This is a genomic window from Pseudoalteromonas sp. CH_XMU1449-3 (genome assembly GCF_037027245.1).
Lineage (GTDB): Bacteria > Pseudomonadota > Gammaproteobacteria > Enterobacterales > Alteromonadaceae > Pseudoalteromonas > Pseudoalteromonas shioyasakiensis.
The window spans coordinates 168,387-191,089 of the sequence record NZ_JAYMDY010000010.1; the positions used below are offsets into that span (position 1 = coordinate 168,387).

The 22,703-nt window shown below is 41.4% G+C and carries 14 protein-coding genes and 1 pseudogene; 6 read left to right on the forward strand and 9 right to left on the reverse strand.

The window, feature by feature from the left end; translation table 11 throughout:
- Positions 1-12 precede the first annotated feature (12 nt).
- Positions 13-1,527 carry a curlin gene (locus WA256_RS13955; RefSeq protein ID WP_063529713.1) on the reverse strand — a complete coding sequence of 505 codons (1,515 nt, stop codon included), beginning with the start codon at positions 1,525-1,527 and terminating at the stop codon, positions 13-15.
- Positions 1,528-2,086: 559 nt separating this feature from the next.
- On the opposite strand from WA256_RS13955, the pseudogene WA256_RS13960 reads away from it, so the two are divergent.
- Together WA256_RS13960 and WA256_RS13965 are read left to right on the forward strand one after the other, a co-directional pair.
- Positions 2,087-4,585: pseudogene (locus WA256_RS13960) on the forward strand (S8 family serine peptidase).
- A 139-nt stretch (positions 4,586-4,724) separates the two neighbouring features.
- Positions 4,725-5,936, forward strand: a complete 1,212-nt coding sequence (locus tag WA256_RS13965) for a sugar efflux transporter (protein ID WP_332393461.1) — start codon at positions 4,725-4,727, stop codon at positions 5,934-5,936.
- A 64-nt stretch (positions 5,937-6,000) separates the two neighbouring features.
- On the opposite strand, the gene WA256_RS13970 is transcribed toward WA256_RS13965, so the two are convergent.
- The 3 genes from WA256_RS13970 to WA256_RS13980 form a co-directional block, all read right to left on the reverse strand.
- The gene (locus tag WA256_RS13970) at positions 6,001-7,086 is read right to left on the reverse strand and encodes a methyl-accepting chemotaxis protein (protein ID WP_058584668.1); all 1,086 of its coding nucleotides are present in this window, start codon (positions 7,084-7,086) and stop codon (positions 6,001-6,003) included.
- Positions 7,087-7,273: 187 nt separating this feature from the next.
- On the reverse strand, positions 7,274-9,673 hold the full coding sequence (locus WA256_RS13975) for a TonB-dependent siderophore receptor (RefSeq protein ID WP_055021615.1): 2,400 nt from the start codon (positions 9,671-9,673) through the stop codon (positions 7,274-7,276).
- 152 nt (positions 9,674-9,825) lie between these two features.
- Positions 9,826-11,046: an MFS transporter gene (locus WA256_RS13980; RefSeq protein WP_335992422.1), complete on the reverse strand. Its 1,221-nt coding sequence runs from the start codon at positions 11,044-11,046 to the stop codon at positions 9,826-9,828.
- A gap of 138 nt (positions 11,047-11,184) precedes the next feature.
- Between WA256_RS13980 and gtfA the strand changes: the two genes are divergently transcribed.
- Complete coding sequence (gene gtfA, locus WA256_RS13985; RefSeq protein ID WP_063529445.1) at positions 11,185-12,657, forward strand: sucrose phosphorylase; 1,473 nt, start codon at positions 11,185-11,187, stop codon at positions 12,655-12,657.
- Here gtfA and WA256_RS13990 read toward each other — a convergent pair.
- The gene (locus WA256_RS13990; protein WP_335992424.1) at positions 12,654-13,685 is read right to left on the reverse strand and encodes a LacI family DNA-binding transcriptional regulator; all 1,032 of its coding nucleotides are present in this window, start codon (positions 13,683-13,685) and stop codon (positions 12,654-12,656) included. The two genes, gtfA and WA256_RS13990, sit on opposite strands and share 4 nt — an antisense overlap.
- Positions 13,686-13,814: 129 nt before the next feature.
- On the opposite strand from WA256_RS13990, the gene WA256_RS13995 reads away from it, so the two are divergent.
- Entirely contained in the window at positions 13,815-14,486 is a 672-nt protein-coding gene (locus tag WA256_RS13995; RefSeq protein WP_054562518.1) for a YoaK family protein, read from the forward strand.
- On the opposite strand, the gene WA256_RS14000 is transcribed toward WA256_RS13995, so the two are convergent.
- Entirely contained in the window at positions 14,476-15,384 is a 909-nt protein-coding gene (locus WA256_RS14000) for an AraC family transcriptional regulator (RefSeq protein ID WP_335992426.1), read from the reverse strand. The genes WA256_RS13995 and WA256_RS14000 overlap by 11 nt on opposite strands.
- A 177-nt stretch (positions 15,385-15,561) precedes the next feature.
- On the opposite strand from WA256_RS14000, the gene exaC reads away from it, so the two are divergent.
- Complete coding sequence (gene exaC / locus WA256_RS14005) at positions 15,562-17,082, forward strand: acetaldehyde dehydrogenase ExaC (protein ID WP_063701273.1); 1,521 nt, start codon at positions 15,562-15,564, stop codon at positions 17,080-17,082.
- A gap of 975 nt (positions 17,083-18,057) precedes the next feature.
- Here the strand turns inward: exaC and WA256_RS14010 are convergent.
- The 3 genes from WA256_RS14010 to WA256_RS14020 form a co-directional block, all read right to left on the reverse strand.
- Entirely contained in the window at positions 18,058-18,519 is a 462-nt protein-coding gene (locus WA256_RS14010; protein WP_063529935.1) for a hypothetical protein, read from the reverse strand.
- 111 nt (positions 18,520-18,630) lie between these two features.
- Entirely contained in the window at positions 18,631-19,800 is a 1,170-nt protein-coding gene (locus WA256_RS14015) for a BamA/TamA family outer membrane protein (protein ID WP_335992427.1), read from the reverse strand.
- 43 nt (positions 19,801-19,843) lie between these two features.
- The gene (locus WA256_RS14020; RefSeq protein ID WP_062565791.1) at positions 19,844-20,635 is read right to left on the reverse strand and encodes a hypothetical protein; all 792 of its coding nucleotides are present in this window, start codon (positions 20,633-20,635) and stop codon (positions 19,844-19,846) included.
- Positions 20,636-21,029: 394 nt separating this feature from the next.
- Between WA256_RS14020 and WA256_RS14025 the strand changes: the two genes are divergently transcribed.
- Positions 21,030-22,526 (forward strand): arylsulfatase, encoded by a 1,497-nt coding sequence (locus WA256_RS14025; RefSeq protein WP_130167682.1) that lies wholly within the window; start codon positions 21,030-21,032, stop codon positions 22,524-22,526.
- Positions 22,527-22,703 lie beyond the last annotated feature (177 nt).

Consider the following 22,703-nt stretch of genomic DNA (forward strand, 5'->3'; position numbering starts at 1 on the left):
CCTCTTAAGCGATTATTCTTGGGTTACAGTTGCGGTATTGCCATCACCTAGTTGAGTGATAACAACTGTGCTGTTAGAGCCAATCATTGAGCCTTCAACAAGGTTTGCGTTGCCGTCTTGTACAACGACAAGTGAGTTACCCTCACCACCTAGCAAGAATGCACTTTGACCTATACCTACAACAAAGTTTTCTGAGCCTGTTTGGCTAATATCAACAGAGTTGTTGCTACCTTCCATAATCAGGTCGATGGCATTGAGTTCACCAACTTGTGTGAAAGCAACTTGGTTGTTGTTGCTATCAAGCACGCTTGCGAATGTTAATGCCGCTTCGTTAAGGTCACCCAGCTGATTAACTGAAATGTCATTATCGTTTGAAGAGAGTGAGTCGTCTGGGTATGAAGACTGAACTAGTACAGTGTTTTCATTGCCGCCTTGAGCAATATCAACGTTGTTGTCGCTACCATTGAAGTTAGCAACGTGAGCACTGTTTGCGTCACCAATTTGGTTAGCAACAAACTCATTGCTATCGCCAATAGCACCTAAGTACACATCATTACCGTTACCATTTTGGAATGCAGTGAGTTCGTTGTCGTTGCCAATAGCATCTAAGCCAGCGGTATTACTGTCATGCTTTTGATTGACCAATAATGTATTGCCATCACCAACAATCACGCCTGATTCAAAGCTGTTGCTGTTGCCTTCTTGATCAGACTTAACCTCGTTGTCATTGCCTGTGATTTCTGCAACTAATGCGCTATTAGAGTCACCATCTTGCTCAAATTCAACTTCGTTATAATCACCATGCAGCGAAGTAAGCTCAGCGCTGTTGAAGAAACCTGTTTGGTCAATAGTAATTTCATTGCCGTTGCCAATTACTTCATCAGAGGTAAACGCATTGAAAACACCCTCTTGCATTACTTCGATGCTGTTGTCATCACCTCTAATTACATTGAACGTTGCTTCATTTAGTAAGCCGCTTTGCTCTGCGCTGATTGTGTTGCTGTTACCTTGTAAGTCAAAGTTGTAGAACCAATGGCCACCATCACCTTGCGTTACAGTTGCGCTATTTTCATCACCAACCATGACGTTGATAGCTTCGTTGTTAACACCAAAGAATCCTGCACCTTCTTGCTCAACGCGAACAGCATTGCCAACACCAACGGTTTCAGATAATGCGCCATTCATGGTGCCGTTTTGGCTGTGCGAAACAGTATTATCGTCACCTGTGTTGTAGATAAGAGATAAGTTAGATGTTTGTGCTTGGCTTACTTCAACCATGTTGCCATCACCTACACTGACAGTTTCTGCACGATGACCTGTACCTTGTTGAGCAATAACCGCATCGTTACCAACACCGGTAACCGATACTTGATCTAGGGTAATTGAGTTTGATACACCCAGTGTTGAAACTTGGCTTGCAAGCTCAGTGCTAGATTGTGTTTTATCATCTGTGTTTGCACTTGCTGCAAAGCTTGAACCTAACGCAATAGTAATTGCACAGGTAAGTAGAGACTTTCTTAACTTCATGATTATTTCCTTTAAATTATTATTAATCAAAGCTCTAAAATTATTATTTTCGCTTTTAGAACCATGTACCAGCATGCCTTGCCGGATTAATTTCTGTGATATTCAACTGTTAGCTAACAATCAGAAGTGAATGAAGCAACTTTGTTATTTGCGACTATGAGGCCATACAAATAACAAGAAAATTACTTTAGACAGATTTGGAATAATATAAAATCATCAGTTTTTGTGGTTTTTATAAATTATTTATTTTCAATTGGTTATGTGTGTTTGTTTAGGTTTTGGTATGGGTTTTGATTTAAAAGTAGTAAAAAAGTTGGGGAAATATTGATGGATCATTGAGGGTGCTTTTTTCACAAAAAAGTGTGAATTGGACGTATTTTTATTGATTCAATCAGCAAAAAAGTATGGATTTAAACTTAGCATCATTTTTTTTCTTGCCTGTTATCTGCAATTTGCCATTTATGAAATATGCCACGTGATATTCATCATTCAGAAGTAATGAGCTTTGGTGGTCGGATCATAGTGATTCGATCAGTTCAACAAATTATGGATAGTAAATATGAAAACTAAATTATCTGTATTAAGCCTAGCCTTATTACCATGTTTAGGTGCTGCACAAATCAGCACACCAGCAAAAACAACCGTCGTTGGTGCAAGTGAAGACTCTGTACTTGTTATGTATAAAAAAGGCACCTCTGCTGCAATGCGTGCCCATGCTCGTAACTTAGTTAAAGCCACCATCAGCGATATCAACAAAGATGGTGTCGATGATAACTATTCAGCTATTTTGTCTGGCCGTTTAGCTAAATTTAAAATTGCAGGTATGAGCAGCAAAGAAGCTATCAAGCGTCTACAAAACCATGCTGCTATTGAATATGTAGAGCCTGACTACCGTGTATCGATTGCCAGTGTACCTAATGATCCTGATTTTTCTTCGTTGTGGGGTTTACACAACGAAGGTCAAACAGGTGGTGTCGCCGATGCTGACATTGATGCAGTTGAAGCATGGTCAATCTCAACCGGTAGCCGCGAAGTTGTTGTTGGTGTAATTGATACCGGTGTTGATTACAGCCACGAAGATTTAGCTGATAACGCATGGATCAACCCTGGCGAAATTCCGGGTGATGGTATCGATAATGACGGTAATGGTTACATCGATGACGTGCACGGTATTAATGCGATTACCGACTCAGGTGATCCAATGGATGACCAAGGCCATGGTACTCACGTATCGGGCACAATAGGTGCGTCAGGTAACAATGGCACCGGTGTTGTTGGTGTGAACCATGAGGTATCAATTGCGGGCTGTAAGTTCTTAAGTGCAGATGGTACAGGTTCAACTTCTGATGCAATTAAGTGTATCGATTACATGGTTGATCTTAAAAACCAAGGCGTAAATGTACGTGTTTTAAATAACAGCTGGGGTGGCGGTGGCTTTAGCCAAGCACTGGCAGATGCTATTACGGCAAGTGAACAAGCCGATATTCTATTTGTAGCAGCAGCGGGTAACGATGCGGTTGATAACGATCAAAACCCTCATTATCCGTCTAACTACGAGCATGACAGCGTGTTATCAGTTGCCAGTACTGACAACAGAGATAACATGTCGAGCTTTTCACAATGGGGTTTAACAAGTGTGGATTTAGGCGCACCAGGTAGTGCAATTCTATCAACGGTACCGGGCAATGGTTACGCTAGCTATTCTGGTACATCAATGGCAACACCGCATGTTGCAGGTGCAGCAGCACTCGTGCTTTCGATCAACCCTGATTTATCAGCGCTTGAACTTAAAGAGTTGCTAATGAATAGCGGCGACCAAAATGAAGCGCTGCAAGGCAAAACAGTGTCTGGCAATCGCTTAAATGTGAATCAAGCACTTGAGCAAGCAGATCCGACTCCAAGCTTCAAAATCTCGGTGTCGCCAAGTTCACAGCAAATTACTGCTGGTGAAACTGCAACATATACCTTTGAAATTGGTTCAATCGCCCAGTGGGATGGTGTCGTTAGCCTAGCACTTCAAGCTGATTTAGCGGGCGCAACACTATCGCAAACAGAAGCTGTACCTGGTGATGTAGTTACACTAACGGTACCAACACAAGAAGCAACAGCATGGGGCAGTTATAGTTTTGTTGTTGATGCAACATCAGGTGAGTTAGCTAAACAAAGCAGTGCGTCACTGTTTGTTAACCCTGTTGGCTTAAATGACTTTACTTTCTCAAATGAAACACCAGTGTCTATTCCAGATAACAATGACACGGGTATTGATTCGGTGATTACGGTAGCTGATGAACTTACTGTGTTCTCAACGGATGCAAGTATTGATATTACTCATACTTACATTGGTGATTTAATCGTCACATTAACGTCGCCGCAAGGAACAACTGCAACACTTCACAGCCAATCTGGCGGTGGTGCTGATGATCTAGTACAAAGCTACTCGCTGGCTAACTTTAATGGCGAAGTTGCGACAGGTGATTGGGTACTCAATGTCAAAGACGTACTGTCTGCTGATACCGGTACTTTAAACAGCTGGTCACTGACGTTTAGCGCTATTGGTGAAGTGAGCCCGTAGCCTCCACAAGCTGGCTTTGCATTTGAAACATCAGGTTTAGATGTCACTTTCACTAATACCAGCACAGATAGCAATGACGATATTGTTGCTTGGGCGTGGGATTTTGGTGACGGTGCTTCATCAACAGATGCTGATCCTATGCATACTTACGCACAAGCAGGCAGCTATGAAGTGACGCTAACTGCGACAGATAGCGAAGGTCAAACAGATACGTTCACGCAAACGGTTGTGGTATCTGATGTTGAAATTGAGCTATCGGTTAAACGTGCTAACAAAACACGTTTAGGTACTATGCGTGTTGATTTAAGCTGGCAAACCGTGGCTGATCAAGTAAGCATCTACCGTAATGGTGAACTACTTGAATCAGTAGCTGATCGTGGTTTCTATCGCGATGTAGAGCGTAAAGCTGAGTTACCAAGCTATGAATATCAAGTTTGTGTATCTGATACTGTTTGTTCTAACCCAGTGACAGTGTCCTTCGACTAACATTGTTTCACTGCTCAAAGCCCAGTTTCCCCACTGGGCTTTTTTTATTTGTATTACAAAATGAAGTTTTCGCTAAAACTGTGTATAATTTGCGCCCTTTAAATATCTGTTCACGTGTCGTATTAATGTGGGGTTGTGAGTGAAAGCATTGCTGAAACAGCATGGTGTAATTTTTATTCTTCTAAGTATGCTAACCGGGTTAATGGGGGCATTTGTTAACCCATTGATGAGCTTATTCATTGTCGAAGGGTTGCAAACACCGCCCGTGTATTTAGGTGTTTATATGGTGGCGGTCACCATTACTGGGTTAGTTATTAGTCAGTGGTTAGGTGGCATGGCTGATCAAGGCACCAGTGCGCGAAAGTTATTTATGGTGGCTGTATCAGGTATGGTGTGTGCGTTAGTGACCTTTGCGAATGCCACTGCATTTTGGCAAGTATTGCTCGCAGGCGTGTTGTTTCTTGCGATGGGCAATGCGGCAATTCCGCAAATGATGACCGTGGCAAGACAATGGGCTGGGCGTCAACAGAACATCGACATTACCAGTTTTAATTCCCGTTTACGTGCTGCTATTTCCTTTGCTTGGGTCGGCGGCCCGCCGCTTGGTTATTTATTAGCCGCTGGAGGCGAGTTTAGCCGCTCGTTTTACTTTGCTGCGGTGTGTGCCTTGGTTGCACTTATCTTTGCATTTAAGTTTATTCCTGACTACAGCGCTCAAAAATCGCAAAATGGCAGAGAGCCTGCAGCCGCAACGAGTTTATCATTTTGGTTGCTGGGCTTAGCTATTATGCTTGGTTCAACGGGTAATATTATGTATTCATCGGCACTGCCGCTTTATAGCATTACAGAACTAGGGTTTGCTGAACATACACCCGGGCTGTTTATGGGGGTAGTGGCACTGTTAGAAATTCCTATCATGCTGTATGGGGCAAAGCTTGCTAAAAAATACAATAAAGTTGCGATGCTTGCAGTGGCATTTTGTTGTGCAATTGTATTTTATTTAGGGGTGTTTTTTGCCAGCCAAGTATGGCACTTAATCGCGTTGCAAGTTTTAAATGGGCTATTTTACGGTATTTTTGCGGGCATTGGCTTAACCGTCTTACAAGATCAGCTTCCCGAGCGAATAGGGTTTACCTCTGCGTTTTACACGAACGCTATTAAATTGGGTGTTATGTGCGGGGCAGGGGCAACAGGGGTTGTTGCACAGTTTTATAGTTTTAGGTTTGCAACCCTTGGCTCTATGCTAGCTGCAAGTTTAGCCCTTGGCTGCTTAATGTTGTTTAGCTATGTAAAGCGCCAAGAGCAGCAAGGAGGCGTTATGCCAGTACTGCAAGAAGGCTTAGTTGAATAACTAGCTTAAATAGATTAAAAACCGAGCATCGTAGCTCGGTTTTATTATTTTTAGTAATTAGGCATTAGCCATTGGCGATTTGATCCAGTAAATGCATGACTCGTTCACTGGCTGCTTCCATCTTATTAATGTGATTAATCGCTGCGTCTTTATTGCCAGTTTGCAGCATGACTAACGCTTCAACACCATTGCGATGAACTTCACGATGTGGCTCTTCTAATTGACGATAAGCATTGTGTTGTTTGAAGCCATTTGATTGCTCTGAATTATACCATTTACCTAATCGGCACATGGTGTGGTCTGAAAAGTCATCAATCGACTTATTACTTGTGCCATTGGCAACTGAGTAAACTTCACCTTTCCAAACAATATGATCTAGTTTTACGGTTTGCACAAATGAGCGTGTGGCTGCATTAATAATGGTTTCTTTCATTGAGCTACAGTGATTCATGATAGAACCATAGTCATTGTTTAGCGTATCAAAACTTGTTGAAAGCTGAGTGTTATTTTGCTGGATATCTTCAACCGAGGTCACCGTTTCGCCAGTTTTATTGATGATCTCTTTTACTAGATCAGATACTTCTTGGGCTGATTTATTGGTGTTGGTTGCAAGTGTACGAACTTCGTCGGCAACAACGCTAAACCCACGACCAGCCTCACCAGCACGGGCAGCTTCGATTGCGGCATTTAGCGCAAGTAAGTTGGTTTGATCAGAAATTTTAGAAATGGTTGATACAAAGGTGTTGATGCTATCGGCCATATCAGACAGACCCGTAATGTTACTGGTCATGCTACCCATTTTACCTGCCATACTCGCCATTTCACTGACAATATGTTGCAGAGCGTTATTTGAGTCGTTTAGTAGTTGGCTTATTTGTAAAGTAACTTGGCTTTCTTCTTCGATAACAAGGTATGAGTCGAGTACAGTTTGGCGCACCCCCTCAATTTGTGTGATACATTCAATCGAACTATTCAATAAGTTAGCAAGGAACAGTTGGTCTGCATCATCAGCTTGCTGATGTAATTTTGCTTCTAAGCGTTCGTTTTCGTCACGTAATACGTGATTGTCGGCTTTAAGTGCCTCAACTTCAGCTAATAGCGCGTTGTATTGATCTTGGAGTAAAGAGTGGCTTTTGCTAGAGACAAACATGTATGTTCCTAATTCATATGGTTAATACCTACCCATGCTGATTATAGATCAAAGTATTAACTTATTATCAGTGTTTTTTATTAGAAAGAGGGTAATTACGACTATTTGATTAAGTGTAGTAGAAAAGCTGGTTATTAAAGCCGAAAAAGCCCAGTAAAAACTGGGCTAAAACGAGGGAGGAGAGTAATTAATAGAAAGAGTATTTTAAAGTAAGCGACGTTGTACGGCCGTTAATAGTACGGGCACGGATAATGTCGTTATCTGGTACTGAGCCTTCTTCTGCTTCGGTGATACCTACGGTGTCGAACAGGTTGTTCACGTTAAGCGATAGACTTAAGTTTTCAGATAAATTGTAACTTACAAAACCATTCACTTGTGTATAGCCATCAAACTCAAGGTCGTTACTGTCTTGTGCGTAAGCATCTGTTGTACCAATAAAGCTCAGACCAGCAGCACCTTTGTCAAAGTTGTAAGTTGCCATTAATGAGTAAATAAGGTCAGCTTGACGACGAGGTGTATTACCGACTAACTCTGGTGATAACGCATCTTTAGCAATTTCTGCGTCTGTCCAAGTAAAGTTACCACGGAAATCCCAATCACCTACGTAGTAGGTTGATTCAACCTCAATACCTTTTGCTTCGTACTCGCGGTCGAAGAATTTTTGTGATGTTGCTTCGAAGTTTTGCTCTTCAGTTTCTGCGTAGAATGCTGTTGCAAATACTGATAGCGAATCAAAACGTTTTTTCACACCGATTTCGTATTGATTTACTTCATCAATTGCATCGGCTTCGGCAACCGAACCGTCAGCTTCTACTTTACCGAATAGTAAGCGGTCTGCATTTGCGCGGCCGCCTTTACTTAAACGGGCAAAAGTCGCAAAGCTTGGATCAATTTGGTAGTTTGCACCAATTGAGTATGAGCTGTAGTGCCAGTCGTAGTTAACAATGCTTGGGTTAGCGTTATCAATACCAACAACACTTTGCTCAGGAATTGAGATAGTACCGTCGCCATTCATATCAATTGTTGATGTTACGGCACCTGCGTAGTTACCACGCGCTTCACCTGAATCATAGCGAGCACTTGCATCAATGCTTAAATCGCCAAACTTAGTGGCTAAGTTAATGTAAGGTGCGCGAGTTTCGTACTCTGTATCGTAGTTACGTTGACAGCAGTTACCCCAGTAAGGTGTACCATAAGCGTACAAGCCATTATCTGAATAGCTGTCGCCATTCGCAGCGTAAACGTCAAGTAATGCAGCGTTGTCGCCTTTTAGTTCCATAACATATGAGTTCCATAGCCACGACATATCAATCGATTGGCTTGATGCAAAGTAACCAAACGTAACGCTAGTGTCATCAGAGAACGACTTAGTCAGCTTAAGGTCATTAACAATTGAACCCATGTCGTTTAGCGTTACATCGAATGTATGAATACGCATTGCTAAATCGTCATCGCCATAGGCTTCGCCTGCTGAACCACCATTAGCATAAACAAGCGATGCACCATCACCAGCAATACTAGAAGCAATAGAGCTTGCAGATGCGACTTCAGCTGGAATAAGAGAAATAAAGTTACCGCTTACTGATGATGTTCTAAAGCGGTTTTCGATGCGCCAGTCGTTCTCTAAATCAAATGCTGCTTCAAAACCTACTGAGGTAACAACTGGGTTCATACCGTCGGTCATATCTCCTGTGCTGATTTGGTTATCACCATTTAAACGCAGAGTTTGTGTGAAAAGCGCTGAATGCGGCGTATCTGATTGCGCATCGAAACCTGGGATTGAATCGCCATCTGAGTACATAGGCATAGGTAGGTAACCTACGCTCTTATCATCGAGGTGTTTAAAGTAAACGCGAACATAACCAGCATCAAATTCTTTGGTTAGGTTTGCCTTAATTTGGCCACCTTTATTTGATGTATAACCGGTTTCACGTGGGCCTTCACCTTGGCGAACAAAGCCACCAATGTGATAGCGCACACTGTCGTTTAGGTAAGTACCATACTCAAAGTCTGTACGAATTGAATCATAATCAAGGCCTACCGTGGTCGATACACTGCCTGATTCGTTCTCACCCGTTTTTGAAATAAAGTTGATGATACCACCTGGGGCATCACTTGCTGCTGTTGATGCTGAGCCACCACGGATTGATTCAACACTTTGCACTGTTGAATCTAAGCGCATGAAAATGTCTGCGTTACCAAAGGCAATATCGCCAAATTGCATAACTGGTAAGCCATCTTCTTGTAGTTGCAAGAATTTAGCACCGCCCGATGCAACCGGTAAACCACGTACCGCGATATTTGCGTTACCTTCACCACCAGTTGATTCTGAACGAACACCCGGAATTGTTCTGAAGGCTTCTGCAGTAGAACGAGGTGTTGATACTTCAATTTCAGCTAATGTAACACTGCTAACCGATGAGCTTGATGCCATGATGGTTGTTCGGCGTGGTACACCGGTTACAACGATTGTTTCAAGGCCGCTTTTTTTAGCCTCAGGTTGTGCTTGCTCTTCTGCGTGTAAGTTTTGGCTTACTGCTAATGCAAGCGCGCTTAATGTATAAAGGGCATGTTTGTGTGTTGTCATAATGTGCCTCGTCTCAATCCCAGATGGTTTGTTGTCTAAATTGCTATCTTAATCGATTAAGTAAAGATAACAATAATTTTACACAGTGCAAGTCTTTTTAGCGAAAAACTTGCACAATTTATGTTCGATAATTGATTTTTAAAGACTTTTATTTAGTGGCTTAATGCACTGTGCTGCGCTAAAGCTTGCTCAGCAGGGTTTCGTAAGTAGTTATATAGCATGGCTAAAAACAGTAAACATGCGAAACCTGTTGCGAGATAAAAGCCGTAACGAATGTGGCCAAAGTAGTCACTGATCACACCCATTAATAATGGGCCTGCTGCCGCAGAAAGGGCAGTAAAAAACAAAATAACCCCTGCAACTGCACCGTGCTGTTGCACCGCAAAGCAAGAAATACCTTTTGAGTTTAAAGTTGGGTAGATCATCGACATGAATAGCCCAGATAAAGGGAGTAAGAATACCGCCCAATCAACGCCGCCGAAGATTAAGCCTAAATAACACAGTGCAATTCCTAAGCTTAAATACAGCATTGCTGCTTGCCAGCTTAAGTGATTTAAAAGCCATACCGCTAAGAAACGCCCAGCAGCGCGTAAAATGAAAAATAAGGTCAGTGCATAGGTTGCCAGTAATTGCCAAGGGCCGTTGTAATCGCCAAGTAGAGTAGGCATCCACACGTAAATAGCCACTTCGGTTGCAACATAAAGGGCAATCGCTAATGAAAAACCCAGTGCATATGGGTTTTTCATCATACTCATGGTGGTTGCAAGAGAGGCCGGTTTTGCGTGTTCTTCAAGCTTTTTAGGTTTAGGGTAATCTGCACGCCAAGCAATTAAGGTTAAAATTAAGCATAAAACACCAGCGATAACGTAAAGGTAGGTCCAGCTTACCTGTTGGGTGATTAAAAAGCTGACAAGGGCAGGGCCTACAATGGCGCCAACACCAAAAAAGCCTTCGACCAAATTCATGGTTTTTGTGTGCTCTAAATTGTTTTTAGAAATATCACCTAACAGCGCCAAAGCACCGGTTTTAAATAACCCAATAGCAAGACCAATACAGCTAAGCAGCACTACAAATATGCTAAAACTACTGCTAACGGCGAACAGAAAACAACAAATGGTGAATATGCCGAGTCCCAGCATGATGGTTTGCTTGCGACCAAAACTGTCGGCCAAAAAACCTAAGAACAGGCCACTAAAAGCAATAAGTGCCATAGGTGCATAATGGAAAGCACTGGCTTGGGTCATGCTTAAATTAAATTCTTCGATAAGCTCAGGAATGATCATACCAACCGCATCAGAGGTCATCGCAAACATAAAAAACATCATGTATGTCAGCCATCTAATGGTTTGCAAAGGATCGTGTGTTCTATTCATTGTTGTATCCCCACCGAAAGGTCTGCGCCTTTACTATGTATATTAGTGTATAAAAACTATAAAAACTGCTTGAATAATTTGCTGTCGTGGTTAAAGATATATCTTAATCGATTAAGTTTCAACTTGGTATTAACAATTATGATCAACAATAAAGTGCAATTAATCACCTACGCAGACCGTATTACTGGTCAAGGTATTGATGAATTAAGTAATTTATTAAATGGCCCACTTAACAATGTGTTTGCAGGTGTACATTTGTTGCCATTTTATAATCCGATTGATGGCAGTGATGCTGGCTTTGATCCTATTGATCATAGTGAAGTAGACTCGCGCCTTGGTAGCTGGGACGATATTAACGTGCTTGGTGCAAACTATGACCTTATGGCTGACTTAATTGTTAACCACGTTTCAGCACAATCTTTCCAATTTAAAGATGTACTCGCTAAAGGCAAGCAATCTGAATTTTGGGATTTATTTTTAACTAAAGACGATGTATTCCCAAATGGCATGTCTGAGGCTGAGCAACAAGCGATTTACCGTCCGCGTCCGGGTAGCTGCTTTACACCTATTGCGTGTGGTGATGGCCAAACCTATGATTTTTGGACCACATTTACCGATAACCAAATTGATATTAATGTGAAATCAACGGCGGGTATCGAGTATTTAAATACGGTGCTTGGCAAGTTTGCTGATAATAATGTCAACATTATTCGTTTAGATGCGGCAGGCTATGCGATTAAAGAGGCTGGTACAAACTGCTTTATGTTGGATGAAACTTTTGAGTATTTAAATAAGCTTTCGGCACAAGCTAATGAAGCGGGTATGGAAACCATTGCCGAGATCCACAGTCATTTCCAGACTCAGGTTGAAGTCGCAAAGCGTGTAAATATGGTTTATGACTTTGCTTTACCACCCCTTATTTTACACAGCTTGTTTAGCAATGATGCGCAAGCATTACTGAATTGGCTAACCATTTCGCCGCGAAACTGTTTAACGGTACTCGATACCCATGATGGCATTGGCATCATTGACGCAGGCCCAATGGGTGATAAACCGGGTTTATTAAATGCAGCAGAAATTGATAACTTGGTTGAAACCATTCATGAAAAGAGTGAAGGGCAAAGCCGCTTAGCAACTGGTGCAGCAGCAAGTAATGTCGATTTATATCAAGTTAACTGCACATACTACAATGCCTTGGGTGCAGATGACTTTGATTACTTATTAGCGCGTGCAATACAGTTCTTCGCGCCAGGTATTCCACAAGTTTATTATGGTGGCCTGTTCGCGTGTGAAAACGATATGGAATTATTAGCTCGCACCAATGTAGGTCGTGATATCAATCGCCCTTACTTAAATGCGCAAGACATTGATGCTGCGCTTGCTAAACCTGTGGTGAAAGGTTTAATCAAGCTAATTCAATTACGTAATGAGCACCCAGCATTTAACGGTGAGTTTATTGCTAAAGGTGAAGGCAGTGTGTGTCGTTTAAGCTGGCATGATGATACCAGCTCAATCGAGTTAAAAGTTGACTTCGCTAGCCGCGAAGTGATCATTGTTGATCACCGAGACGGCGAACAGAACATTGTTGATTTGGCTGACTTTTTAGCTTAACTACTTTGACCCAATTGCAGTTGATAGTCGATTTCGGCTGTTTGCTGCTCTTTCGATAGAAACAAGGTCGCAGCAATGCGGCCTTTTTCTTCACTATTTTGATGGACAGTGGTGAGTTTTGGCACAAATCGTTGGCCTTCATCTATGCCATCAAAACCAACAATTCTGACATCTTCAGGAATCGATAAGCCCATTTTTAATGCTTCGCGCATGGCGGCAAGAGCGATTAAATCACTCATGCACAACAGTACGTTTGGTCTTGGTGTGCTGCTAAGCGCTTCTTTGGCGGCAATGCTGGCATAGCGCTCGCTGCTTTCAGGAATATTCCATGTTCTATCATCACCCAGGGTGATGCCAGCATCGCTGATTGCTTGGTGATAACCGCGCAGTCGTTGATGAGCAATCGACTGACCGGCTTCAAACTCATGATGTTCGTATACTCGGCATAATACGTCGTTATCGAGTAAGCGCAGGCCTAAAATAGCAACCCGATCATCGTTTTTTTGTAGTGCATGCTTGGCAATATCGAAACTGGCTTGTTGGTTATTTACGTTTACAGAGGCATCACGACCGATGTTAAAATCAACCGTTACAACATGCTTGGCAACCTGTTTTAACTGTTCAACAAGTTGTTTATTACGAGGGCGACCATAACAAATAAAGCCATCAACAAAATCGACTACGCTATTTAGGTTATCGTTGTTACCTGAAAATAATAAAAGATTAATGCCATTTTTTTCGAGCACCGCCGATACACCGCGCATAAAGCTGCTAGCAACCGGATCTGATACCATATATTCAACGCTGTCTGGCAATACTAAAGCAACAATATTAAAGGTGCCTCGGCGTAATGATTGCGCCGCCTTGTTTGGGCCAAAATAGCCAAGCTTTTTACAGGCCGCCAAAATTTCTTCGCGGCGTGCTTTCGATAATTGATCAGGACGATTAAACGCATTTGATACGGTGGCATTTGAAACGCCTAACTCTTTGGCAATACTTTTTAGCGTCCAAGTTTTTGGCTTTGTCATTGTAGGTTCTTAATCGATTTACTTAATGGTAAATTACCATATAAAGAGTCGAAAAAAAGTGTTTTTAGTCATAAAAATAGGCGTACCATAAAAGAATGAGTACGAGTGTGAGAAAAAGGCGAATAGTGAGTGATTTCTAAGTTACCAAAATGGGTTGAGATTGGCGCATTTATTTTGGCGCTGGTGGCTGGGTGTGTGAATGCGGTTGGTTTACTTAGCTTTGAGCATCAAGCGGTATCCCATTTATCAGGAACTGCAACCTTGCTTGGCGCAGATCTCATGCATGGCAATAGCCTTGATGCTTTACATTTATTAGGTGTATTACTGTCATTTTTAGTTGGGTCTGGTATTGCTGGGTTCTTGCTGCATAGTTCAGCACTTAAACTAGGTCGTCATTACGACACGGCATTATTGATTGAAGCAGGGCTTTTATTGGGCGCACTTTGGTTATTGTTTAATGGCTCGGGTTACGGGCACTTTTTGGCCTCTGCGGCATGTGGTTTACAAAACGCCTTAGCAACAACTTACAGTGGTGCAATTGTTCGTACCACCCATGTAACGGGTATCTTCACTGATTTAGGTATTATGTTTGGTCGGGTTTTACGTGGCGAGGCGCTTGATAAACGTAAGGCTAAACTGTTTGGCCTAATCATTTTAGGGTTTATTTTTGGCGGCTTAGCAGGGGCATGGTTATTTGCAAAAATGAGCTTTGCGGCGCTTTATGTGCCAAGTGCTATTTGTATTTTACTTGCCTTGACCTATCGTGTTTATTCTCATCGCAATCCAGAACTTAATGGTTAGCGATACTTTTAGGTGTTGCGCCAAAGGCTTGTTTAAACACTCGGCTAAAATGGCTTGGGTTATTAAAGCCTAATTGATAACAAACTTGGCTAATCGCCTCACCTTTTTCGAGCAGCTTATACGCTTTTTGCAAGCGTAATTGTTGTTGCCAAAGAGCGGGCGTAACACCAAAGGCTAACTTAAATTGCTGATAAAATTTACTGCGGCTCATACACGCTATCTTACATAACACATCGATATCAATATTCTCAGAAAGATGCTGTTCTATATAACTTACTACATGGCTTAATGGGGTTGCGAGCTTGCCTTGCTTACAACTTGCTATCATTAAGTCTCGGCTTTGCTGCTGTAACAGACGGGTTATGAGTTCATTGAGTGATAGATCAATTAAGTAATCGCGGTGTTGTTCATTTTCACTAAATAGGGTGATCATGCGCTCAAGCAGTTGTTGAGTTTGCGGATTATGCTGGGCGTGCACTAACTTAGCTTGATATTGGAAAAAGTCATCCTGGGTAATTTGTTGGTTAAAATTAAGAGCATCAACTACTTGGCTTATTTTATCGGTACTGATTTCAATCGCTAAACAGGTTGTTGGCTGATTGAGAGATGCATTGGGAAAGTCGATTAGCACCCCTTGCTCTGGGGCAAGTACAAATGACTGGTTTGGTAAAAACTCTTCATGATAATCACTGTCGGCAACATGCATGATTTTTTTACCGCTGATCATGCCACAAAATAATAATTCAGTGGAATGTAACGCCACTTTTTGGGCATCTAAATAGGTGTCATAAATACTTAATTCAGCATGCTCGCCCGCAAAACTGACTTTATTTTCAATAAGCACATCAATACGTTGTCGTTTTTTATCTAAACTTCTGTTACTAACTGATGTGTTCATTGTTGCCTCGCTGTCGTCCTAAATTCTGGACAAATAGTCAAAAAGTCTGGACTAGGAATCAAGTGTGTTTTCAGTAACTGAGCTAACTTCAACTGTTAGCGGTTCATTAAACAATAACCTACCGCATAATTTAGTCAATGCTAAATAAAACACAACAATTTGAAGAGAGAACACATTATGATTTATGCAAATCCAGGTAGTGAAGGCGCAAAAGTTAACTTTAAAGCGCAGTATGAGAATTATATTGGTGGCCAATGGGTTGCCCCTGTAAAGGGGGAATACTTTGAAAACATTAGCCCAGTAAACGGTAAAGTGTTTTGTAAAGTACCTCGTTCATCAAAAGAAGATATCGAACTGGCACTTGATAAAGCCCACGATGCAAAAGCGGCATGGGGAACAACGTCGGTCACCGAGCGTAGCAATATCTTATTAAAAATTGCTGATCGTATTGAACAAAACCTAGAAATGCTGGCAGTGGCCGAAACCTGGGATAACGGTAAAGCAATTCGTGAAACACTTGCGGCAGATGTGCCTTTAGCGGCTGATCATTTTCGTTATTTCGCAGGTTGTGTGCGCGCGCAAGAAGGTTCAATCGGTGAGATAGACGAAACCACAGTTGCTTATCATTTTCATGAACCACTGGGTGTAGTAGGGCAAATTATTCCTTGGAATTTCCCATTGTTAATGGCTGCGTGGAAGCTTGCACCAGCCCTTGCTGCGGGTAACTGTATTGTTTTAAAACCAGCTGAACAAACGCCAGCATCTATATTAGTGTTACTTGAAGTGATTGGTGACTTATTGCCTGCAGGTGTTCTAAATGTGGTAAACGGCTATGGCAAAGAAGCGGGCGAAGCGCTGGCAACCAGTACTCGAATCGCGAAGATTGCCTTTACAGGTTCAACGCCAGTGGGTTCACATATCTTAAAATGTGCTGCTGATAATATTATTCCTTCGACGGTCGAGCTAGGTGGTAAATCGCCAAATATCTTCTTCAACGATGTAATGGAAAAAGACGATGAATTTTTGAGTAAAGCGATTGAAGGAGCCGTACTTGCGTACTTTAACCAAGGTGAAGTGTGTACGTGTCCATCGCGTTTATTTATTCAAGAAGATATTTACGAGCAATTTATTGAGCGTGTTCTTGCCCGAACTTTACAAATTAAACGGGGTAACCCACTTGATACTGAAACCATGGTGGGTGCTCAAGCATCACAAGCTCAGTTTGATAAGATTCTAAGCTACATCGAAATTGGTAAACAAGAAGGGGCCGAAGTCCTCGCTGGCGGCGAAGTGGAGCAACTGTCTGATGAGTTTAACGGCGGTTACTACATTCAACCAACACTATTAAAGGGCACTAACGACATGCGCGTGTTCCAAGAAGAGATTTTTGGGCCGGTAATTTCAATGTCGACTTTTAAAGATGAAGACGAAGCATTAGCCCTTGCTAATAGCTCAGAATTTGGTTTAGGTGCTGGTGTGTGGAGTCGAAACATGAACCGTGCTTATCACTTTGGTCGTAAGATTGAAGCGGGCCGTGTTTGGACTAACTGCTACCATATGTACCCAGCACACGCTGCGTTTGGCGGCTATAAAAAGTCAGGTATAGGCCGCGAAACACATAAACTCGCCCTTGATCATTACCAACAAACTAAAAACCTATTAGTAAGTTACAGTGAGAATCCACTGGGCTTCTTTTAAAAGCAATTTCTTATTGTTGTCGAAACTACCCAAACGCCACATCTAGTGGCGTTTTTATTTTATAGCGGGCATAAAAAAGCCCGGCGAACACACAAGCCAGGCTTTTCGACAACAATTTGGTTGAGTCACCGCAAGTGCAATGACTCGGAATAAAAAAGCTTAGAGAACACACAAACTAAGCTTTTGACAACAATTTGGTTGAGTCACCGCGTGTGCAATGACTCGGAATAAAAAAGCTTAGAGAACACACAAACTAAGCTTTTGACAACAATTTGGTTGAGTCACCGCAAGTGCAATGACTCGGAATAAAAAAGCTTAGAGAACACACAAACTAAGCTTTTGACAACAATTTGGTTGAGTCACCGCAAGTGCAGTAACTCGGAATAAAAAAGCTTAGAGAACACACAAGCTAAGCTTTTGACAACAATTTGGTTGAGTTACCGCGTGTGCAGTAACTCGGTATATAAAAAGCCCAGAGAACACACAAGCTAGACTTTTTGTGACAACAATTCGGTTAGCGCAAACACTCTCAATGGTGTGAAGCTGTTTAGCTTAAAAGCGCTGATGGGTTAACTTTAGAGTAATCCTTCTAAACCGACAAACGATTAAAATAAACCTGATAGATGAATTTTTTTAATCTATTAGCATGTGAATTTTTTTTATTGCCACAACAATGCCTTAGTGATTAAATGGGGTGTTTTTTAAACATAATAACTACTTAAAATGGATTTTTATGAAACGCTTGACGCTTTACTCATCACTCATCTTTACAGCTCTAAACTTGTCAAAAAACGCCAGTCAGTTTACTAGACCTGTTTATGTGATTGTGCCAGGACAATGTGCCAGTGCTTGTTCAAATGATAGCCGAGTTGTAATTAAGCAGTATCTTTAGCGAAGAGTTTGGTAGACCCCTGAGGGAGGGAGTGAAGTGTTGACCTTACGTGAAGAAGAGCAACACTTTTTAAATAAATGGTATTAACAAGCTAATTCAGTAACAGGCTCTTCTGCTAACCAGTTTAGAGCCGCTGTTTTTGACTTAAATACACTCATTACCATGCCAGCTCGTTTATACAAATTGCAGTAGGTATCACTCAACAAGCTACCGCCTTCAAGCCCTTCTTTTATCACTAAAGCTGTTTTGGCCGGTGCGATGCCTTTACGTCGAAGCTCAACAAAATACACCATTAGTTTTTCAAGTGCCCCGGGGGTTGCCATGCATGAATTTTCAAACTCAACCAATTCAAACCATTGACCATAATCAGCGCTGAGCTTATTGATGTAATCTTTTTGCATAAAAGAGTGCGCGTCAATAATCTCTTCGTTGAAAGGCCCTGTGGCAGTTGTTAAAAGCACATGCTCACGTTGATAAAACTCTACGAGACCATGGGGTTTAAAATCTTTGAATGGATAATGATTGGTTGATACTTTTTTATGCATCCTTTCAATCCCTGAATATTTATTGAGCTATTGATGATAGCAGTGAAATAAATTAATTCAATCTTTAGGTTTAATTGGCCGTTAAAATAATAACAAAAGTATTAGTTTGGATTACCAAGTAGACCCCGCCTGAATGTAAATTGCATTCTGCTCAGGGCCATGGGCTACATCTAAGCCAATACTAATACCGTAATGTTCATCAATTAAATAGCGAAAGCCTGCACCTACAGTATCTATGGTTTCGGCTTTCGATAAGTCAGAAAAGTTATCGGCTGCCCAGCCCATACCAGTAAACACATTGAGCTTTATTTTGTGAGTGATTTTATAGCTCGCTTCTGCTTCGGTAACAAATACATCAAGGCCTTGATAGCGAGTTGCAGACACACCGCGAAGGCTAATACTTGGCGGAATATAAACCGGTAAGCGTTTTTCACCACGGTTGTTAACTGAGTCATACTGCATGCGCAGAGCAAAGTTGAATTTATCGGTGTAACGCCAGTAATTTAAGGCGGTAAGCTTTAAGCTCGTGTAATCAACTTTACTGCCAATAGCCTCATCATAATATAAATATTCGGCCATATAATTAAAACCGCGCTCAGGGTTAAGGGGGTTATCTCGGCTATCGTATTCTATTAATGGACCAATACCTGACGTATTTACATCAAGTGAAAGGTGGTCCTTGATTATATTGTTTTCGAGCAGAAAATCTTCGATAGGGTTTTCGGCTAAGCTTATTTCTACTTTACGATAAATCTGTTTAAAGCCGTAAAAGAAGTTACTGTCGTCATAGCGTAACTTAAGGTTTTGAAACACCGCTGGGCCTTCAATATTCAACGATAATGGTGTGAGTAGCTTGATCTCGTCGAAGGTATAAAAATCAAGGTTTATACTCGCCCAGCCAACAATCCCTTGATAGCGAATTCGGTCTTCATCCCAAAAGGTAATGTGGCCAACAGCACCGCCTTTGGTACCATTTTTAGTGCCCATCAGGCCCACTAAACTAATGCTTTGTGGTAGGGTAGAGCCTTCTTTTTTCTTCTTTTTGGCCTTCTTTTCGTTATCATGAAAAAAAAGGCCAACAACACCAAGCCCAGGCCCTACAGCTGGCTCTGTAATAAAAGTCGGTATGGGTAAAAATGAAATGGGTTCATCAACTTTTTGTTGTTGATTACTTAATTGCTGCTCTGCAGGTTTTATTGCATATTCATCGTAACTTGATGCAAAGCTTTGTGTGCTTAGCAAACTTGCTGTAAGCATATTTATTAGTACAACTTTTTTCACTTAATCCCTTACCTTGTTGTTTCTTGATATTTCAAATTTTAATTTATAGCTGATAATTAAATTCGAGACGATGATCGCCATCCATAAAATCAACGTTTTCATTCCAGTTTGCGAAATAGCGTAGATTCATACGCGGGTTAATTTGGTAACTTGCTGCAAATTCATGAGTCAAAATATGGCTTTGGTTTAGACCGTAGTAGTGGTCTTTATAGTTATCGCTACCGCCGATAGTTGTTAGCCAAAATGGATTGTAGTTAAGCCAAATTTTATCGTTAATAGTAATTTTTGCATACATACCCACTAAACCATAGGCTCCCATAATGGAATAACCACTGTCACGACTACCATCATCTTCTAACGTATTTTCACCGAGCGATGCACCCACACCAGCTAACGGGTAAAAGGTAAAACGCCCCATAGGTTTTAGTGCTTTTATATAGCTATACGAAACATCCATACTTTCGTCAGCAACAAGGTTGGCATTTAGGTTATAGTTGGCATCAATCTGTGTTGCACTCATAGTGCTTAAGTCAACTGAGAAGTTTCGAAAGCGGAATGAGTCAATTGAATCTGTCGTTTTGCTATCGCTCTCCCAGCCTAGCGCATCGCCATATATGCCTTTTACTTCAAACACATTCATGCCGGCAGTTGTTGCTATGCCCGTATCGTATGCTTGGCCAACTTTGAAATTGAGCCCTTTATTTGTAGCGCCAACTCCTACTTGAGTATAAACGGCCAGAGGGTCTGACATGTCTTGTACTTCTTTTTGCTCAGCCGCATGGCTCGAAGCTGCAATCATAAGCGTTAGTAAAGAGGGGAATCGAAGAGAAGTCATGTGTTTTCCTTACACAAAAGTTTGAAAAATTAATGTTTTTTTAGTTTATATAAGTTGAAATTAGATACTTTTAGCTTAATAAATTCTCGACTTCAGCCTCTATCTAAAGAGGCATCAATTTATTCCTTTCTAAAATAAAAATAGCATAAAAATAGTGACAAATGCGAGAACAAAAATCGAACAAGCCTCAGTAAATAAAACGAGGCAATCAAAAAGCACTTAAGTATTGTTTTGCTATTGTTTTTCAGTGGCTTAATAAAAATGTGTGATTTTTGTGGAAATTTGATTTAAATCGTTTTTGCCGCTTTTAGAGACTAGACTGGTTTGTTTTTTAATCTATACTGAAAGCTGCTCATCTAGAGTAAAAAGTACTATTAATGAAAAGGGATGATTTATGAAAAAACTAATAGCGGCAGCTATCTGTGGCTTGGTTTCAACGGTAAGCCTTGCTGCAGATAAACCGAACGTATTAGCCATTATGGTTGATGACGTTGCCCCAATCTCACTCAGTGCATACTCGCACGGTATGACCTACCCAACCCCTAATATTGATCGCATTGCTAACGAAGGTGCATTGTTTACAGATCACTATGCACAACCTAGTTGTACAGCGGGTCGTGCTGCGTTTTTAATGGGGCAATTACCAATTCGAACAGGCTTAACAACAGTGGGCCAACCAGGTAACCCACTTGGCATAAAAGAAGCCGATCCTACGCTAGCTGAATTTTTAAAAGATCGCGGTTATATGACTGCGCAATATGGTAAAAACCACTTAGGTGATTTAGATGAGCACTTACCAACAAAGCATGGCTTTGACGAATTTTACGGTAACTTGTACCACCTCAATGTATCTGAAGAGCCAGAACAAGCGGATTACCCAAAAGATCCTGAGTTTGTGAAAAAGTTTGGTCCACGTGGTGTTATCGAATCTTACGCCAATGGCAAAATTATCGATACAGGCCCGCTTACTCGCAAACGTATGGAAACCTTTGACGAAGAAGTGTTAGAGCGCTCACTTAACTTTATGGAACGTGCAGTTAAGGCGAAAAAGCCATTCTTTATTTGGCATGCGTCTAGTCGTATGCACGTTTACACACACTTAAAACCAGAAAGCCGTCATTTAGCGACGGGTATTAGCTCTGAAGAAGACGTATTTGGTAGTGGCCTGATTGAACATGATGGCCATGTTGGCAAGCTGCTTGATAAACTTGATGAGCTAAAAATTGCCGATAACACCATTGTTATTTACACCAGTGATAATGGCCCTGAGCAATCAAGCTGGCCAGATGCAGGTACAACTGAATTCCGCGGTGAAAAAATGACAACCTGGGAAGGTGGTGTACGTGTGCCTTTCTTAGTTCGTTGGCCAAACAAAATACCAAAAGGCTTAAAGCTAAATGGTATTTCATCGCATGAAGATGTTTTCCCTACAATTGCGGCTGCATTAGGCGAAAAGAACTTACGTGAAAAGCTTAAAAAGTCAGACAAAGTGTATATTGATGGTGAAAACAACCTAGCTTATTGGACAGGTAAGGCGGATAAGTCTGCACGTAACTATTTCTTCTATTACTATGAGTCTCAGCTTACAGCAGTGCGTTTTGGTCCATGGAAAATGCACTTTGCGACTAAACCAAATGGCTTATATTACGAAGACATGGTAACTCATAGCATGCCTAAACTATTTAACTTACGTAAAGATCCATTAGAGCACTATGATGGAGTAACAGGTTTCCACCAAATCATGCGTAAGAGCTGGTTGCTACAGCCAATCATTGCTAAGTTAAACGAACATGTACAATCTTTTGTAGAGTTCCCACCGCGTCAAGAGTCAGCGTCTCTTAACGTGAATGAAGCAATCGAAAAAGCAAAATCACTAAACTATGGTCATTAATTATTGACCATAAGTTAAGTTGAAAAGGGCCTACTTGGCCAATGCCAGTCAGTTAAGCTGACTGGCATTTCTTTTTTTATGTGGGTACTTTGATGGCTTAGGCTTTATCGCTCTTGGGTATCGCCTATCTTCTCTTCTAGGTGGCAGTTTAAATAGTCTCAGCGTACCTAACAGATG

What these genes read in the sequence shown, in the direction of transcription:
- WA256_RS14010 (WP_063529935.1), bottom strand. Translation starts at nt 18,519, where the DNA reads ATGCATAAAAAAGTATCAACCAATCATTATCCATTCAAAGATTTTAAA.
- gtfA (WP_063529445.1), top strand. Translation starts at nt 11,185, where the DNA reads ATGATCAACAATAAAGTGCAATTAATCACCTACGCAGACCGTATTACT.
- WA256_RS13970 (WP_058584668.1), bottom strand. Translation starts at nt 7,086, where the DNA reads ATGTTTGTCTCTAGCAAAAGCCACTCTTTACTCCAAGATCAATACAAC.
- exaC (WP_063701273.1), top strand. Translation starts at nt 15,562, where the DNA reads ATGATTTATGCAAATCCAGGTAGTGAAGGCGCAAAAGTTAACTTTAAA.
- WA256_RS13955 (WP_063529713.1), bottom strand. Translation starts at nt 1,527, where the DNA reads ATGAAGTTAAGAAAGTCTCTACTTACCTGTGCAATTACTATTGCGTTA.
- WA256_RS14025 (WP_130167682.1), top strand. Translation starts at nt 21,030, where the DNA reads ATGAAAAAACTAATAGCGGCAGCTATCTGTGGCTTGGTTTCAACGGTA.
- WA256_RS13975 (WP_055021615.1), bottom strand. Translation starts at nt 9,673, where the DNA reads ATGACAACACACAAACATGCCCTTTATACATTAAGCGCGCTTGCATTA.
- WA256_RS14000 (WP_335992426.1), bottom strand. Translation starts at nt 15,384, where the DNA reads ATGAACACATCAGTTAGTAACAGAAGTTTAGATAAAAAACGACAACGT.
- WA256_RS13980 (WP_335992422.1), bottom strand. Translation starts at nt 11,046, where the DNA reads ATGAATAGAACACACGATCCTTTGCAAACCATTAGATGGCTGACATAC.
- WA256_RS13990 (WP_335992424.1), bottom strand. Translation starts at nt 13,685, where the DNA reads ATGACAAAGCCAAAAACTTGGACGCTAAAAAGTATTGCCAAAGAGTTA.
- WA256_RS14020 (WP_062565791.1), bottom strand. Translation starts at nt 20,635, where the DNA reads ATGACTTCTCTTCGATTCCCCTCTTTACTAACGCTTATGATTGCAGCT.